The following is a 17,588-nucleotide window of genomic DNA, read 5'->3' as shown; positions in this document are numbered from 1 at the left end:
GGACACATCCAGGTCGGTGTTAGCACTCTCGTATCGGAAGATTATCATGCGCTTGCCGACTCGTTCCGCATAGGAGTCAAGAATTGAGCATGAATCAGGCTACGATCGGGTTCGAATACGCGGAGGGATCCGAGGAACCTCACATCGGGTCCGATCCGAGGATCCGAGCGGGAACGATCATCTATGACGACGTCGCGATCGGTGACCGGTTCTCGACTGGACACGACGCGCTCGTTCGGGAGCTAACCGAGATCGGCGACGACGTCCTGGTTGGAACGAAAACCGTCATCGACGGTCGAACGACTATCGGGTCCGACGTGAGTCTACAAACTGGCGTGTACGTTCCCTCCCACACGACAATCGGCGATCACGCCTTCGTCGGCCCGCACGCCGTGTTGACCAACGATCCCTATCCAGTTCGGGATGACATCGATCTCGCCGGACCGACGATCGAAGACCACGCGTCCATCGGCGCGAACGCGACGATCCTCCCCGACGTGACGGTCGGTGCCGAATCGTTCGTTGCGGCCGGTTCCGTTGTCGTCAACGACGTACCCCCAGAAACGCTTGCGATCGGTGCGCCCGCGGAACATCGAGCACTTCCAGAAGGAGTCCCCCGGAAGAACGACCTATGACGATCCCGATCGCTAACCCGACGATCAGCGACGAAGCAAAAGAACGCGTGGAGGCCGTCCTTGACAGCGGAATGATCGCGGACGGGCCCGAGGTTCGTGAGTTCGAACGAGAGTTCGCAGACTACTGTGGAACCGATCACGGGGTCGCGACGGCAAACGGAACCGCCGCCCTCCATGCCGCACTCGAAGCACTCGGGATCGGCGAGGGTGATTCCGTGTTGACGACGCCGTTCTCGTTCGTCGCCACGGCGAATGTGGTCCGGTTCACCGGAGCGGATCCGGTGTTCGCCGACATCGATCCGGAAACGTACAACCTCGATCCCGAGGCGACTGAGGAGATCGCACGGAAGCACGACGTCGACGCGATCATGCCGGTTCACCTCTACGGACTACCGGCACCGATGGGCCAACTCTGCGAACTCGCGAACGACCTCGACGTACCGATCATTGAGGACGCGGCTCAGGCACACGGCGCGACCTACGAGGATACCAGAGTCGGATCGATCGGTGACGTGGCGTGTTTTTCGTTCTACCCGACCAAGAACATGACGACGGGAGAGGGTGGAATGATCGTCACGGACCGGGAGGACATTGCCGAGGCGGTGGCTCAATTCGTCAACCACGGACGAACCGAATTGTATGAGCACGCGACGCTCGGACACAACTTCCGGATGACGAGCATGGCCGCGGCGATCGGTCGTGTTCAGCTCGATCGACTTCCTCGTTTCATCGAATCACGACGAGCGAACGCCGCCGAATTGAACGAAGGCCTTGCGGGGACGGAAGTCGTCACTCCGACCGAACCGGATGGAATGACACACGCGTATCACCAGTACACGATCCGGACGGAGGATCGGGAGGGACTCCGAGAACACTTGGACGACCACGACATCGGAAACAGTGTGTACTACCCGAAATGTATTCATGAGCAACCCGCTTACGACCACCTCGACGTGAGCGCACGGGAGGCCGAACTCGCTGCGAACCAGGTCCTTTCGCTTCCGGTACATCCCTCCGTTTCACACGACGATATTGACCGGATCATCGAGGTAATTCACGACTATGACACGAAACGAGATTGACGTTGGCGTCATCGGCGTCGGATCGATGGGCCAGCACCACGCGCGCGTGTATGATGAGTTGAACGACGTGAACCTCGTCGGCATTGCCGACGCCGATACGAAGCGGGCAAACGAGGTCGCGAAAAAACACGATACAGAGGTGAGAGAAACGGAAGACCTACTGGAGGACGTCGACGCAGTCTCAGTCGTCGTTCCAACTCAGTATCACTATGACGTCGTGACGACGTGTCTGGACGAACACGTCGCGACGTTCGTCGAGAAACCGGCTCTCGGGTCACTCGATCGTGCCGATGATCTCCTCTCGAAAGTCGAAACGGCAGATGTACCGGTTCAGGTCGGTCACATCGAGCGATTCAATCCTGCCGTAACTACACTTCGAGATATCATCGATGATCTGTCGGTGATCAGTGTTCGGGCACGTCGACTCGGTCCCGAACCGGATCGAGCGATTCAGGACAGCGCCGTGATCGATCTGATGATCCACGATATCGACATCGTCCTATCGCTGTTCGACGAGACACCGACATCTATCGCTGGCTCGGGGAGCCGAGGAGGCAGACATGCGAGCGCCCTTCTCGAGTTCGAGGGTGACCGAATGGCATCGCTTACTGCCAGTCGGAAAACGCAACGGAAAGTTCGAACCCTCGAAATAACCACGGAGGAGTGTTTCATCGAAGTCGACTACCTCGACCAGTCGATCGAGATCCATCGAAACTCCGTCCCGGAGTACATCGAAAAGGATGGCAACGTGCGGTTTTCACACGAGAGTATCGTTGAGCGACCGGTCGTACAGAACGGAGAACCGCTACAGAGAGAACTCGAGTCGTTCATCGAAGCCGTCAAGACCGAAACCAGTCCCGAGATAACCGTCGAAGACGGATTGGACGCGCTATCGGTCGCATTAGAAATCGAGGAAAAAATTGGGCGGAACCCGGTGGCAACTTCCATCAATGACTGAGACGACCCCTCGCAGGGATCCGGAGTCACTGTACGGAACCTCGAAGACCAAAAGCTCCCAACGGGAGGCATTCACTGGTGGTGACGTACCCGTCGCAGTCTACGGTCTCGGAAAGATGGGACTACCACTAGCTGCCGTGTTTGCCGAAACCTGTGGGAACGTGGTCGGGGCCGATATCGACCCGGATGTCGTCAACACCATCAACGACGGCGGCTGTCACGTCAAACGTGAACCGGGACTCGATTCGCTCGTCGCCGACCTCGTCGATGACGGATCCCTTCGAGCGACGACGGATCCCCGCGAGGCGGCTCAGGAGTCGTCAGTTCACGTCGTCATCGTCCCAACCCCGATCACCGAGGAGAAGGAGCCGGATCTTGCGATCCTCGATACGGTCGTTTCGGATATCGCGACTGAACTAACCGAAGGAGACATCGTACTCATCGAATGTACTGTCCCGCCCAAGACGACGAGGACGCGTGTCTTCGAGCAACTTCTCGAAGAATCTGATCTCGAACGGGGAGATTTTGGGGTCGCATTCTGTCCGGAACGAACCTCTTCAGGGCGAGCACTCGAAGACATCCGCGGTGCGTATCCGAAAGTGGTGGGAGGGATCGATGATGAGAGTACTCGTACCGCAAACCTGATCTACGATACCATCAATTCTGAAGGGGTACTCGCAGTATCGGACGCAACGACTGCGGAGGCGGTGAAACTTTTCGAAGGCCTCTACCGAGATGTAAACATCGCACTTGCGAACGAACTCGCCCGGTTTACAGACGAATTGGGCATCGACGTTCGTGAGGCGATCGAGATCGCGAACACGCAGCCGTTCTGTCACATCCACGATCCCGGGCCGGGAGTCGGTGGACACTGTATCCCATACTACCCGTATTTCTTGATCAAACCCTTCGAAACCTCTTCACCGCTGCTCTCGACGGCACGTGAGGTGAACGACTCCATGCCGTCGTTTACTGTTTCGAAGGTGAAAGAAGGACTCAACGTAAACGGGATCGACCTTACGGATGCGACGGTCGTTATCCTCGGATTGACGTACCGACCCGGAGTCAAGGAGATCCGTGCTTCCCCATCCATCCCGATCACACAGGAATTGTCTACCTCGGGAGCGACTGTGTATGCGGTTGATCCGATGCTTGACACGTTCGATGCCTTCGACGCACAACCGATCGAACAAGAAGAGATTTACGATATTGGCGCTGACGCAATTATTCTAGTTACTCCACACGAGGAATTCGAGACAATTCGGTGGGAAGAACTGGACGAAGATCCAGATGAACTATCTGTTCTGGTTGATGGCCGAGCGACAATATCTGATCTGGATCTGGACTCATGGACATACACGATCGGCGTCTCCAAATAGAGAGTTGACTTTGAACAGATATTACATATAGGGGTTCTAAGATCTCCGATTGATATTGACTACTTCAGGATTAATTTATCAATTTTGGAAACTAGTTCAATCAAATTTCAATCTAGGGTTGTACTTGTAGTTTTACTCTCTCAAAATACTCTTATAAATAGTTGATCGGAGACGATTGGGTACCAATTTCAGTATTAATCGAGACAATATATTAAATACCATTATTGAAGGCGATATAAATCTAATCCGATAAAAGTACCATTGTGTCTTGACGTCATGCCTAATGTTCAATATGCCGCCTTTTCGTTCATAAAAAGACTCTCCTACACGTGCTTTCGCTAATATTTCAGGTATATTTGCGATACTATAGCCGCTCATAAGTAACCGCACCCAAAGATCATAGTCCTGTTGACGACGAAGGTCACGAAAGCCACCCACCTCAAGAACTGCGTCCTTCCGAAACATAACAGATGTATGGTTAATGGGTGATCGGAAACGAGCGTATCTTTCAACTGATGAAGGATCCAGCGGCACCTCTCGGATTCCTACAACATTATTTACACTATTTTCAAATTCCTCTATGTACCCTCCGACTACATCTATATCTGGATTCGTCCGCAGAAAATTCACCTGCTTTTCAAACCGTCCTTCTGCCGCAATATCGTCTGCACCGATTTGAGCTACCAAAGGTTGCGAACAATATTGTAGTCCCATGTCGTAAGCTTTCCCTGCTCCTTGGTTCTCTGGCAGTTCAACAGTAACTAGCCTCTCGTCATAATGTAGACGGAAATTATCAATAACTACCTCTAGCTCATCTGTCAGCGATCCATCTTTAACAATAACCGTTTCCGTCGGCCTATATTCTTGATTTATTATACTTTCTAAACATTGACTAAAATGAACTGGATTTTCACCTTCATATACTGCGATCAATAGAGAAAAATTGGTGCTATCCATATTACAATTCTGCCAGTCACTATACAAAATGATGCTGGTTTTCAGAACGCGTGTTCTTTTCAACTACAATACTCATAATATGAATTTGTTGATATATTCTCTCATTGTAGATCTCTCTCAGTAGATAACTGTCAGAACTACTGAATCGAAACCTCCCAATCTGCTCCACTTATTCCGGAATCCAAAAGAGATACACACCAACAATTTCCTATAGAAGAGCGTTCTCCGTTGGCAGTATCCCAACAGTGTCATTGGGGATCTTCTTCGTCACTTTCTTTGTCGATATAATCCCAAGTCTCTGTGTCTAACCGGCCCTCGAGATAGGCCTCACCATCCTCAGTGATCATGTAGACCCCATTTCCTAAACTTTCAACAAGCCCCTCTTCACCCAGTTTCTTACACCTTCTATCGACGTGCTGTCGAGAGTAGGGTAGGGAAGCTTTTGTAGTCATTTTTGTCGGTGTTGTTGGTTTGTTCTCATGAAGATATTCCAAAATTCGATCATCGACAGAAGTCATCCACTTACCTGAATGCCTCATTGAGCACATATTCTCCATCATAGTCTATATTACGGACGGATAGCACATATAGACTAACTAAAGCATTTTTCTAATACCATCGTTAACTATATGTTACTGGAGAATGATCATTGGTGTACGGAACCCGAGTGACGAACCCTCGGCTCGTGAGAAAGTGTAGAAACCCCGGCTGCGGTGCTCCAACACCCAGCCAGGACGGGTTCTGTGCCCGAACACAGAACCATGCTAATGCTGGCAACTGCGGGGCTTAAGCCCTGCGAGACGACCCCAGGATCGAACAGTAACACCTGTAGCCTATGTACCAATGAGGCCGATGGGTACGACGCTACCCTAGACGCTCCACTCTGTACAACGTGTGCGGAGACACGCAGCACTAACCAGAACACCGCAGAGGGGCACAATGAGTAGTTCCCACGCCGAGTGCGATACGAGCCACTCGGTCGGTGATCTCTCAGCCGTCCACCGCGATCTGCTCTGGATACTCGCACGGACAGGCCCCTGTGAGAGTTGCCAACTCCACCGAGCACTCACCGACTACTACACCGAGAGTATCGAACATAGCCAAGTCTGCGACGCACTCGAAGAACTCACCAAACACGACTTCATCACCACCCACGATCCGAAACGGTACCAACTCACAGAATCAGCCCGACGCGCACTCTCCGCCCGGCAAGCGTGGCAAGCTGACAGTCGCACCACCAGCACCGAGGGAGAATCAGAATGACGCGACCCACCGACGACCTCCCAGATCGCCAGCAACTCGCACACATTCCGCTGGACACCCACCTCGCCTGTCAAGTCTGCGGCCGCACCCTCCACGAAGGAGACGACATCACCGCCTACGCCTACCGGGCCGCCGGCGAGTCCGCGTACGCGATCGGCTACGTCATGTGCGGGTCAGATACCCACGAACACCCGACCGTCTTCACCCGCGGTGTTCGCGAGTACGTCCTCACGGGCCACATCGGGACGTGTACGGACACCCACACCCAATCGACGACGTTCGTCCTGCTCGACCCGACCGCCGTCGTCACGAGCCCCACGACGACCACAACCCCACACGTCGACGCGGACGCGCTAACCCCACGGGACCCAACCCACCCACCACGCCAGGAGCCTCCCTCGCTACTCACCGCCGTCCGCGAGCAGGCTCGCTCCGATGGTGGCGCGTCCCACGAGGGGCCACAGTGATCCACCACGCCGTCACTCGGTGATCATTGATGCAATCCCTCCAGCCTGCGGCCCCTAGCCGAGGAGTTCGGCTCGCTAGCCCAACAGGCGCTCCCACCGACGGAATTCGCTGTCTCGCGGTGTCACCTCGTCTGACCGAGTGGCTTCCGGACCTCCTCGAAAAACTCACGGCGCACACCGAGCGCGCTATCCGCGACACCACCACGGAGGATCCATGGCGGGCGAGCTCACAGCTGCTCACCCGCCTCTTCCCGGAGTGGACGAACACCGACCACGCGTGGACCGACGACGTCGCCGAAGCCGTCGCGTACATCCGCGCGATCACCGCGCGTGCGCTTACGTACGACACGGACACTGAGGACCTCTCGCCGTACCGCCAACAGCGCCACGCAGCCATCACAGAGACCGTCACCGCGATCGGCACGGGCCGTGGCCCAGTGAACGCCAGCCTCGGCGCGCTCGCGAAGGGCCCGGTCGCACTCCATCACGAACTCGACGCCCAGCCCACCGTCCTCACCCTCCAGTTGGACGGTGAAGCATGGACTGACTTAGACGATCGTCGGACGGGAGTCCGCGCACTCGCAGCGATCGCCGTGCTTGCCGCCGGGTTCGGCGTTCGACTCGTCGTCTCACCCGGACTCCAGCGACACCTGTCCACGCGATATCCAACGTGGACCGAGTGCCATCTCGATCTTACTGCGAGCCGGGATCGGTCTCCCCGTATCACCACCCGCCAACAGCCAACCAACGCCGCATGGAAAGCCGTCCATGACCTCGACACCGAACCAGGCAAACGCCGACTCCTCGGGAATCTCACGGCAACGTACGCCCGGGGGTACGACGACCTTACCGCCGACGACGCGATCGACATCGCAGCCGGAACCGTCAGCCGGTACGTCCTCGATCTCGAAACACGCGGACTAGTCACCGTTGACCGTCGCGGTCACCAACACACAGTCCAGCTCACCGATCTGGGCCAGCGTGCCGTCACCGCGTGTCTCGACGACGAGTACGACCTCGTCCACCCGGATCAGCGTCGGCTCGACGAGCGTCTTACCGCAACCCCTCACGAATCTACAAGTACAGTGTCCCCCCGGCGGGCGGGTGACCCAGAGGCGACACCACCAGACGAGTGGATCGCGGCGACCGGCACTCCGGACACAGACGCGGACTACGTCCAATGGCTCACCGGCCCTGACACCGCTCTCGACGGCCACCTCCACGAGCGATTCGCCACGGTTGCTCATGACGACGCCATCACGCTCGTCGATGACCATCCGGCTCCCTTCGAGGACGGCCGTGTCGCGTACCTCAGTCACACGGCAACGGAAACGCTCGTCGTCCTCCAGTGGGGCGGGCCCGTAGCCACCCTGGGACGTCTCGCGGGAGCCTTACTCAGCGAGAAGGCACTCTCCGAGATCCTCACGCCCGAACGTCTGGGCGAAGAATTCGAGCATCTCGACGAGGACACCCACGAGTACGCAGTCGGCCGCCTGCTCCGTCGTGGTCGCCAAATAGGGTGGTGTAGCGACGCCGACACCACCTACGAGACGTGGCGCGAGCGGATCACGACCGTCCGGGATCGCCTCCTGTCTCGTGTGGCCAAACTCACGACGAGTGATAACACAACTGCCCGCAGCGAACTCTTCAGGGATCTCCACGGGCTCATCGCCTCGGCCACCCAGCTGTATCACGCAGCCGGGATCAACCTTACGACCACGCTCCGAATTCCGGACACCGCCTCGCTCGCACGCTCCACCACTCGACTCCAGAATCTCTGTGAGTTCCTCGCCAAGACGGTCCCCAAACAGTCCGTCTACGGGATCCACTCCGGATATAGACTACTGTTCGAGGATCGACCCGCAAAGCTGTGCCGGCGACTCCCGTATGAGGTCGAGCCCGATACCCGGCTGGATCTCACGATGTCGTGGGTGGTTGCCGGCCCGACGGCCACGGCGCTCCACGATCAGATCACCACGACCCTTCGAGAGGAACTCACCACCGTGCGTGAAGCGATCGCCGACGGGACCGAAGCCGCACCCACCCTCGAGATCCCCGTCGTCGACGGCACGACGTACCCGGCCATCCGGCGGGTAATCGACGAGATTTCGACGGCCCACGACGTCCAGTGGACGCCACAGGAGACACAACGACTCGTCCGGCTGTGTCTCAGTTCGTTCGGCCCGTCGGACACCACACGACGGGCGTGTCCGTACGACGTCGTAGAAGCCCTCTTGGAGGCGCTCTCCGAATCCCGAACCCCGACGCCTGCCGACGTCGAACGCGCAGCCGCTACTCTCTCACCCTCGCGCTTCCGGCCGGATCTCACGCCGACGGCCACCAAGCTGTACGCCACACTGCTCCGGGCCGACACCGCGCTTGGCCGCACCGACCTCATCGATAAGGCCGGCATCTCCGCGAGTAGCTACGACCGCCGACTAGATGATGTCCATGCGCTCGAGCGCGTCCATGCCGTCCACATAGACGGCCACCGACGGTGGACAACCGCAGAGACGATCACAGCCACACCAGTGGGTGTCACCACGAGCTCTACTCCGCAGGGGACACACCCAACCCACCGCGTCGTCAGCACCGACCGACAAACCCGACGACACACCAGCCACGCTCAGACAGCCCTGTTCACGCCACCACCCCAGACCACGATGAGAGACTCCAGACTTCCAGTGAACCGACACCTGCCTAGACAGCCGGCCAGACACGGCACAGACCACGACGCACCGCTCACAGACTACCCAGCCGACCACACGATGACAGACCCAAACCACCACCCAACCGAACAACCCAGCACACCACCGCTCCACTCGAACCAGCGGGGTGAGACTCAATGACAACCCCGACGATCGACCTCGAAACGACGGTAACCCGCGACCAGCCAGTCACCCAGACGACGGGCTCCATCCAGGTGGGCACGGACGAACTCGACGACGACACGATCACGCTCAGCTTCGGCGGGCCGTGGGGGATCACGTATGCGGACCTCACCCCTGAAGAAGCCCACGCCGTTGCGACCGCACTCGACGACGCAGCCACCACAGCGCAGGAGGGGCCAACCGATGAGTGACTCCACCGACGACCCCGACACACAGATCCCCGCGGTAGGGACCAATACCGATGAGACTGACCAGGAACCCGCACCCGATCACGATCCCACAAACGGACGCTGGCTCGAACGGGAGGTCGCCACAGCCCTCGAAGCGTGGGGCTACCGCACGGCCCGCAACGAGAAACTCTTCGGGCTCGAAACCGACGTGATTGCCCGACGAATTCCCCCACACGATGAGCCGGACGACTTCATCGTCGTCGAGTGTAAAGACTGGCAGTCGACCCTTGTCCGCCGTGATGCCGTCGAGGACATCTCTCACCGGGCCGCACTGGCTCGCGCGATGCCGGTCCTCGTGGTCGCGTGGGGTGTCACCACGCCGGCGTGGACGATTGCCCAACGCCTCGACGTCCGCATTCTCACCATCGGTGACCTCACCAAGGGATCGCTGCCCCCGCTGACTGAACACCGACCGCCCACCGGAACCCTCCGCACGCGCAGAGAACCCCGTGTGAGCGAGCTTCGAGACGGGATGCCGGATCTGTTGCGACGATTGAGTGGCCTCGACATCGAGTCGCCGGTGTTCATCGGTGCTGGGCGAGGGCCATGTTACGTGCCGGATCGGACGGGAAACGACGCGTACGTCAACGCGTACGATAGCGACTACGACTTCCATTAGTTGAACAGGGAAGTGAGCTCATCTAACCCATACAGGTACAACGTAGGATGCTCGTCGGCGACGGCCCACAGCTCGTCGGTGAACCCGGCACGCGAAAAGAGGACATAATTCACGTCCCGATCGTCGCCGTGCCACCGAACCGCTGACTCGAGTGCTGTGAGCTCATCGAATAACGAGCGACCGACGGGCGTTGACGTCCACTTACACTCGCCGAGCAACAGCGTGCCCGTGTGTTGGTTGAGTCCGACGACATCGATCTCCTCACCGTCATACCACCAGCGACCGACACGCGAGCAGGACACAGGAAACGCAGACGTCTGAACCGCCTGTTGACACACGTTCTCGAAGGTTCGACTCGTATGTGTCGGGAGTGTCTCGGCGATTGCCGCCCGGACCGGTTCGGTCTGTCCCTGCTCGAGCGTTCCCTGATTCGGTGCCACGTACCGGAACCAGAACCGAAGGAAATCATCGGTCAGGTGATAGAGTCCACGACCGTCCGGATCTGTAACTGGGTGCTCCTGCTCGAGGATCGCTAACTGTGTGAGGTTCTTGAGATACCGGGAGAGACTGCTTGCATCCTTGTCGATCTCGTTAGCGATCTCGGTGACGCGGGTCGCACCACCGGCGATTGCTTCGAGGATCGCCATGTAGGTCGCAGGCTCACGAAGCTCCTGTCGAAGCAGGAATTCTGGCTCCTCATAGAGAAACGCGCCTTTCGAGAGAATGGCCTGCTCGATGTTCTCGAAGAGGCTCCGATCTGTATCGAACTGCTCGAGATACGCAGGAACACCTCCCAAAACACTGTAGATCTGGATCTGCGTCTGTATGTCGTCGTTCGGAAAGAATGCACGGACGTCTGTGAACGACAACGGCGCAAGCTCCCACTGCCCGGTACGGCGACCGTACAGTGGGCTCTCGTAGCTCAATACGCCCTCTTCCATCATCGAGATCGACGATCCCAACAGCACGAGCGAGATCTCCGTCTCAGCGAGGACGTCGTCGACGATCGTCTGAAACACCGACGGGATGGTCTCATCATCTGCAACGAGGTACGAAAACTCGTCTAGTGCAATAACGCACGGTCCGTTGACGCGATCCGCGAGATATTGAAACGCCTCTGCGAAATCGTCCACATCTGGGGAAACGTCATCAAACGCTTCGGCACACTGTACCGCAAAACGCCGCGCGTTGTGACGCGAGCCACGCTGGTCACACAGATAGTATATCGACGTCACGTTCAGATTCTTGAGTGCAGTGGTCACCAGCGTGGTTTTGCCGACTCGTCGGCGACCATAGAGAACGAGAAGCTGTCGGTCCTCCTGAGAAAGGTGTGACGTAAGCCACTCCAGTTCATTCTCTCTGTTGATCATTATGTGTGCGATAATATGATCGCGTTCATAATAGGTGTTCGGGTGAGACGCAGCGAGCAAACACGTGCCTTGGCCAGTGACTTCCGGCTCCACGCTCGACGTTCGGCGTCGACGTGCTCACAGTTTTTGAGACAGTAGCGTGAACTACTTCGTCTACTCAGCCGCTGGTGCGGCTTTGGTGAGGGTGTCGTCAGAACTCTCCGAGTTCTGACCGCTCACACCGTAGTCCCGAAGGGCCAGCTGGCGTGGTCCAGCGGGAGATCGTCACTCCTCGTCTACTTCATCACCATCGATGAACGCGAGGTCCGGTGAGTATACCTCCTCTGTGAAGATGAGCCGTCGATTCTCAAGCCGCTTGTTGCGGGTGTCTGAGGCGTCGATCTCAAAGGAGTCAGAACAGGCGTTTACCGCCCGTCCGAACCACGTTTCGGTCGGCTCTTTGAGGTCGGTTTGGGCTCGATACCACTCGAGGAACCGCGACCGGAGCAGCGTCATCGAAATCGAATCCCCAGGAGACTCGACCGTCACCTGCTCGAGGAACGACTTGACGGCCGCCTCGTAGCGTCCTGCGTGGCTATTCCGGTACCGGGTTGCCCACGACGGGGTGTGCTCGTACTCGATGAACTCGTTGCCCGACTGGTAGTGAACCGTCGTATTCGACAGGTAGTGCCAGTGTGTCAGTGGGAACGGCTTTCGAACCTTGGTGCGGTCGCCAATTGCGGCCGGCTTCGTCGGCTGTTCACGAATGACCTCGCCGTTCGACGACTCAAGCACGTAGGCTGACTCATGCTTGCGGACCCGTGGGAGGTCGTAGGTATATGTATCCACACTTGCCGCAGCGGGCCCAGACGCGACAACTGTGCCATTGACGAGCAGCTCTCGGATGTCTTCAGGGAGGTGACGCCATCGTACCTCTGTAACCCCGTCAGGTAAGACGAGCGTGACATCCTCTTCAGGGGTGACGAGCGTGTCGAGATTATATTCGATGACGCCCTTGTTATCGGCATCCTTGATGGGCTCCGGAAGTGGCCCCATTCGGGCCGCATCGTTCAGATTCTCGAATTTTCGCCTAGCGCTTTTTTCTGACGCGGTGACGATGACCACGGGATACCCCGCGTGGGCGCCACGAGCGAGATTCGTCAGCAGCTGGGCTGGCTTGGTGTCGTTTGCGATCTCGATTTCGTGACAGTAGATCTGGCCGTTGTATTTGCTGACGATGTCTGGGCGCGATTCGTCGTCAAACACCGTTTGTTGAGTAGGATCGGTTCCCTCGAAGTCGTGATCGACATCCAGCTGGTCGATGGCGAGTATCTTGTGTCCGTTTCGGAGGAGATACGAGACCCACTCGGAAACCAACTCTTGGTGCGGCTCGGACTCTTCGTGCGTATTCTCGAGTTCACGTTTCGGGTCCTCTGGGTGTTCGGTGCCGTAGGTCTGTCGCGTACTTGCTGCGCGGTCGCCAAGTTTGTGGACGGTTATGCCGTGAGCGGCTGCGGTTGCGGATCCATCCCACAACGAATACTCGAAGAACTCCGGGATGGCGACGTGAAAGTGGAGCAGATCGCGTTTATCCATCCGGAAGACACCGTAGCAATTGAACAGCTCCCGGTACCGTGAGTCTGGATTCATCCGAGCGTTCAGTAGCGCATGGTATTCAGACAGCCCTGATTGTAACTCTCGGGCTGTTGTTTTCCGAGCGCTCATCTCGCCCAGCAGTTCAATCGGCTGAGCATATGCCGCATCGCGAGCATTTCTGCGGTGCGATTCAACCGGCAGGTCGAAGTTGTCGGTGATGTCTTTGTTGTCGAAATACGAACTCAGCCGGAAGTCCGGGTCGACCGTTTTAGCGAACGTCTCAATATCGGCATCCCTGATGATGCCGTTTCCAGTGCCGAAGACAACGAGGCGAGAGGTCCCCAGATAATCATATGCTTTCCCGTCTGCGACTTGCGTCGTGATGGTGCTACAATCGTAGGGGACGCCGCGGTCATTCAGCGTTGTGACCAGCTCATACACCGCACTCCGCTGTGAAACGTCGATACGCGTGAAGCTGACATTCTCTGTCAAGAGGAGTCGCGACGTTGGTCGTGGTAACAATCCGAGCGGTGTCAAGTCAAGATCGACGATCTGCGCCTTGACACCCGACGGCGTATTCTCTTCAATAATACGCTGCATTTTCTCAGCGATCGTGGCCGGTGCCTTTCCACTGGTGGTTGGGACTGCATCAGCAGTCTCGGCCCACCCGTCAAGATCGGGGCCAGCGCCCAATGCCTTTTGTTGGGCTCGCTTGTGATTTCGGTCATCTGTGTACCCGATGAAAAAGTGCTCCTGTTGGGATTCACCGGGGGTGATTTTGAACTCGACAGCGTCGAGCGCCGGAATATCGTCGGAGAGTTTTTCGCGCACGCCATCGAGTGGGATGGGCGCCTGCGGGCGATCTGCTCGATTATTCTGCCCATCAAAGAGGAGTCGGATAGCTGCTGTCCGGCCTGGACCGCTCTGGGACGGCCGGTTAGCAGTCCGTCCATATTGACCCTGAATTGATGGGGGGATTTCTGTTGACATGTGTGGTACGTTGCTTATGAACCGAAGTTAGACGGCGTCGGTCTCGCCGTGGGCGCAGGCCAGTGACCGTTCCAATACTGGAACTTGCCAGTCACCGGCCTGAAGCCCAAGTCGTTCGTCCGTGTCGATTGTCTTCGCACAATACGCGGTGGCAGTTGGCGCCGGATTGGCGCTCGTGGTGGCCCCTGACAGTCGAGGTGAGACTGGCGCCAGACGTCGAGTGGATCACGTTCGGAGATAGCCGTCAGCAGTTCTTCGTGGCTACCAGCCACCACGATCGCCACCGGCCAGCCCGACTGGGTACGCTTGCGAGCAACGACGAGCTGGATCATACCCGCTCGCCTGGAATCGCGGTGTATTCGATGGGTGCCGTACGCTCGCTCCGGGGTGCGCATCGAATGTGTTTGGTTTTGTGTCATGGATGTGGTCGGGTATTCATGCGAGAGGTTACCGCGCTTCAGTACGGGCATTCACGCGATCTAGCGAGCAGCCCACCATCGGAACGCGCCAATCGCGGCCGTGGAGTGCCGTGATGTCCCCAGCCGGGCCCGTTCTCGGTGAGACTCGCGCTGGCAGCCGGAGGGCCAGCATCGCCTCTGGGGGCATCTGACAGTCGAGTTGGTCGTGGAGCCAGCCGTCTAGGACCTGGTTGAACTGTGCAGCGCCCGTGCCCGTACTCTGGACCGTGTAGGTTGAGACGAACGTCTGGATCGCCGTTTGCAGATCCGTGGCGGGCGCGGTCGACTGTGACCACTGGGTGTCCGGCCGGTGTGCGTAGAGCCGGTGGCCGTCTCGATAGCTGACGGTGACAAGGCCGCGGAAGGTCGGCCAGACCGACCCCACCGGGCGTGAGATGCCCGCATACTCCTCGGTACACTCAGCTACCGTGTCGAAGGTGTCCGTCCGCCCGTCTGGCCGCGAGACGCGGATCTGGTCGCCATCACCGGAGAATCGTGGAAGCACAAACGAGAGCTCCGTCAGCGGTGTCGAGAGCGACCCCTCCGCCAAAACCTCGCCTCCGGAGACCAGTCGCTTGGTGCTCTCGGGGCTCACCTGCCAGGTCGGCGTCGGGCTCGACTGCGACCGGACGAACACCCCGCCAGTGCCGTCCGGAATCAGATCCGGAACCGTGTACAAGACGGTGTGGCCGGTTTCGAGGACGCGGTCATATGGGACCGCAAGCACCCGGCCGGCCCACGCTGCCGCCGACGGCGACGGGGTGACGACGAGGAGCTGCTCACCGGCTCGGACCGCGCGGTTCGCGACCATGATGAGTTCACCCGCCGCCGAGACGGCCGGGTCGGTACTCGAAGCCGACGGATCGACGATCACTACCGGCGCGGCCTCCCCGTAGGGACTGCCTCGAAGATGCGGGGAGCCACGGGAGCGATCCTCGACCGTCGTGACGGTCGGTGACTGTTCACGACACCACTGCTCGACCCATGCGAGCAGCGAGGTCGGCGACGGCGATCGCCTCTGGGTAGACCGCTTCGAGCGCGGCGGCGAGGCGACGGCCTCACGGAGCGTCTCGACCGGCTCGAACGCCGGCGCAGAGCGCGCGCCGCCACCACGGATGGGCGTTCCCGTATACAGTGGCACGACTGCCAACAGGTCCGCCAGCGTCGACGTCGACACCGTCAGCGTGGGTTCGACCTCGAGCGGATCGTACAGCGCCGGGTCACTCCGACCATGGAGTAGGTTGTCATACGCTCGAGTTCCAGAAGCGAGCGTCAGCGCACGCCGCGCTGCCGGCGACGCCTGCACGAACTCTTCAAGCTCGCCTTTGGGTAGCTGTCCCGCCCGCCGGACGTGCAAGACAGCGGACTTGCTCAGCGAGCGAAGCGGCGACTCGCGAGTCTCCCAGTACAACTGTACCAGTTCTCGACTGGACCGGTACTCCCCAGGGAGTTCCTTTGCGAGCGCGTCTACCGGGGGCTCTGCGACGGCCGCGGTGAGTGCTCGCCGGCCGAGAGGTGCCGCGCGAAATGAATCACTCGCAACTCGACAGACGACAGAAAACCGGCCGTCATGCCGTCGTGAGCACAACAGCTGGCCCACTGTCCCGACCGCATGCGATTCGTTCGACTCCACGACCGCCCGGAACAGATTCCCAAGTGATCCCGTCACTCCCGCGTCGCGAACGACGCGCGAGGTTGGCAGGGGGGCCGTTCCGAGAGCGCTGAGATCATACGTCCCCCGCGCAAGCCCGATCCAGTCCGGAAGCCTTGCTTCGAGTTCGACAGCGAGTCGATCGAGGACGGTGGATGTATTCGGCTCTTGAGCAGTCGGGTCAGCGAACACCACTTCTGTGTAGCCGTCTTGGGTCACGACGAGCGTCTCGAACGAATCACCAGGAGAGACTGCCGCATCAAGCGCCGCCGCACACTCGCCGCCGAACGTCCGCTCAAGCTGATACCGCCGCTCCGTCAGCCCAGACGGCGTAATCACGAGCGCGTCGCCTCGCTCACCGAGGTTATCTCGCTGTTCGTTTGGGAAATGCGTCATGGGGAACCGGTTACTCCGGAGACACCCCCTCGGCCCACGTCCGGTCGATGGCCCCGTTGCGGTCCCACTCGATACCGCATGTCGAGAGCAGCCGGCCAGTCCACGTGGGGCCGAGTAGCTCGCCGGTCAGGTTCCGATACCAGCACGCAAACGTTTCTGCCAGTTCTGTCCTGTTCATCGATTCGCCCGCTGCGGGCGTCGTGAACGCCGCCACGAATTGGTCTGCGACCTGCTCGTAGCTGACCAGACTTGATCCCGTTGCCGGAAGGATCGGGAGTGATTCGGTTGTCCCGTCGTGACCGTAATGAATCCGTACCGCCGTACGGAGTGTTTCTGGGTGAGTACGGACTGCTACTGCGATCTCCGCGGCCGTGTCCAGGTCGCTCACACAGGGTTCAATTGTTGAGACATCCGCCATCTCAAGGAGCGTCAGCGTCTGCTCAACAGGGTCGTCACCAAGGAAACCGGTACCGAGTTTCCCGTTTTTGCGCACGTGGGCGACCCCAGGTTCCGGCGTGGGTAGATCCGTCTGTCTTAACAGCTCTACCCATCTCTGGATGAGCTGCTCGTGTTTGTCCTCGTCGTCGAGGGGGTTTGTTCTCTTCATCGGCATCCAGGAGTTCGAGGGGGGTTGATATGAACCGGGGCTGGCAATCGAGAGTTGTCGA

14 protein-coding genes are annotated in these 17,588 nt (G+C 58.7%); 8 read left to right on the top strand and 6 right to left on the bottom strand.

The genetic code is table 11. The features are described from left to right. Positions 1-89 precede the first annotated feature (89 nt). Genes OKW78_RS06350 through OKW78_RS06335 form a run of 4 tightly spaced genes read left to right on the top strand, consistent with a single transcriptional unit; the run spans position 90 to position 4,053 of the window. Positions 90-635, top strand: coding sequence for an acyltransferase (locus OKW78_RS06350; RefSeq protein WP_281194368.1), 546 nt, complete (start codon positions 90-92; stop codon positions 633-635). Continuing rightward, positions 632-1,717: a DegT/DnrJ/EryC1/StrS aminotransferase family protein gene (locus OKW78_RS06345; protein ID WP_281194367.1), complete on the top strand. Its 1,086-nt coding sequence runs from the start codon at positions 632-634 to the stop codon at positions 1,715-1,717. Before OKW78_RS06350 ends, OKW78_RS06345 begins: the two co-directional genes overlap by 4 nt. Then, complete coding sequence (locus OKW78_RS06340) at positions 1,698-2,675, top strand: Gfo/Idh/MocA family protein (protein WP_281194366.1); 978 nt, start codon at positions 1,698-1,700, stop codon at positions 2,673-2,675. Before OKW78_RS06345 ends, OKW78_RS06340 begins: the two co-directional genes overlap by 20 nt. Beyond that, on the top strand, positions 2,668-4,053 hold the full coding sequence (locus tag OKW78_RS06335; protein ID WP_281194365.1) for a nucleotide sugar dehydrogenase: 1,386 nt from the start codon (positions 2,668-2,670) through the stop codon (positions 4,051-4,053). Before OKW78_RS06340 ends, OKW78_RS06335 begins: the two co-directional genes overlap by 8 nt. Positions 4,054-4,185: 132 nt before the next feature. Here OKW78_RS06335 and OKW78_RS06330 read toward each other — a convergent pair whose 3' ends face one another. Together OKW78_RS06330 and OKW78_RS06325 are read right to left on the bottom strand one after the other, a co-directional pair. Next, a complete protein-coding gene (locus OKW78_RS06330; protein WP_281194364.1) occupies positions 4,186-5,010 on the bottom strand; it encodes a glycosyltransferase in 825 nt (274 codons plus the stop codon). A gap of 248 nt (positions 5,011-5,258) precedes the next feature. Then, positions 5,259-5,549, bottom strand: coding sequence for a MarR family transcriptional regulator (locus tag OKW78_RS06325; protein WP_281194731.1), 291 nt, complete (start codon positions 5,547-5,549; stop codon positions 5,259-5,261). A 720-nt stretch (positions 5,550-6,269) separates the two neighbouring features. On the opposite strand from OKW78_RS06325, the gene OKW78_RS06320 reads away from it, so the two are divergent. The 4 genes from OKW78_RS06320 to OKW78_RS06305 are packed head-to-tail and all read left to right on the top strand — an operon-like array spanning position 6,270 to position 10,480. Next, a complete protein-coding gene (locus tag OKW78_RS06320) occupies positions 6,270-6,740 on the top strand; it encodes a hypothetical protein (protein WP_281194363.1) in 471 nt (156 codons plus the stop codon). Between the two features lie 29 nt (positions 6,741-6,769). Then, the gene (locus OKW78_RS06315; RefSeq protein ID WP_281194362.1) at positions 6,770-9,589 is read left to right on the top strand and encodes a plasmid replication protein RepH; all 2,820 of its coding nucleotides are present in this window, start codon (positions 6,770-6,772) and stop codon (positions 9,587-9,589) included. Beyond that, positions 9,586-9,822, top strand: a complete 237-nt coding sequence (locus tag OKW78_RS06310) for a hypothetical protein (RefSeq protein ID WP_281194361.1) — start codon at positions 9,586-9,588, stop codon at positions 9,820-9,822. The genes OKW78_RS06315 and OKW78_RS06310 overlap by 4 nt, the downstream gene beginning before the upstream one ends. After that, positions 9,815-10,480 (top strand): restriction endonuclease, encoded by a 666-nt coding sequence (locus OKW78_RS06305; protein WP_281194360.1) that lies wholly within the window; start codon positions 9,815-9,817, stop codon positions 10,478-10,480. The genes OKW78_RS06310 and OKW78_RS06305 overlap by 8 nt, the downstream gene beginning before the upstream one ends. Here the strand turns inward: OKW78_RS06305 and OKW78_RS06300 are convergent. The 4 genes from OKW78_RS06300 to OKW78_RS06285 all read right to left on the bottom strand — a co-directional run bounded on the left by OKW78_RS06300 (position 10,477) and on the right by OKW78_RS06285 (position 17,527). Beyond that, the gene (locus OKW78_RS06300; RefSeq protein ID WP_281194359.1) at positions 10,477-11,850 is read right to left on the bottom strand and encodes an ATP-binding protein; all 1,374 of its coding nucleotides are present in this window, start codon (positions 11,848-11,850) and stop codon (positions 10,477-10,479) included. The two genes, OKW78_RS06305 and OKW78_RS06300, sit on opposite strands and share 4 nt — an antisense overlap. 264 nt (positions 11,851-12,114) lie before the next feature. Continuing rightward, positions 12,115-14,256 (bottom strand): hypothetical protein, encoded by a 2,142-nt coding sequence (locus OKW78_RS06295; RefSeq protein WP_281194358.1) that lies wholly within the window; start codon positions 14,254-14,256, stop codon positions 12,115-12,117. Positions 14,257-14,862: 606 nt separating this feature from the next. Continuing rightward, entirely contained in the window at positions 14,863-16,920 is a 2,058-nt protein-coding gene (locus OKW78_RS06290; RefSeq protein ID WP_281194357.1) for a hypothetical protein, read from the bottom strand. Positions 16,921-16,930: 10 nt separating this feature from the next. Then, the gene (locus OKW78_RS06285; protein WP_281194356.1) at positions 16,931-17,527 is read right to left on the bottom strand and encodes a hypothetical protein; all 597 of its coding nucleotides are present in this window, start codon (positions 17,525-17,527) and stop codon (positions 16,931-16,933) included. Between the last annotated feature and the right edge of the window lie 61 nt (positions 17,528-17,588).

This window comes from Halorubrum sp. F4 (assembly GCF_027257195.1).
Classification (GTDB): Archaea; Halobacteriota; Halobacteria; order Halobacteriales; family Haloferacaceae; genus Halorubrum.
Note: the sequence above shows the minus strand (reverse complement) of the source record. Positions and strands in the feature narration are given on the sequence as shown.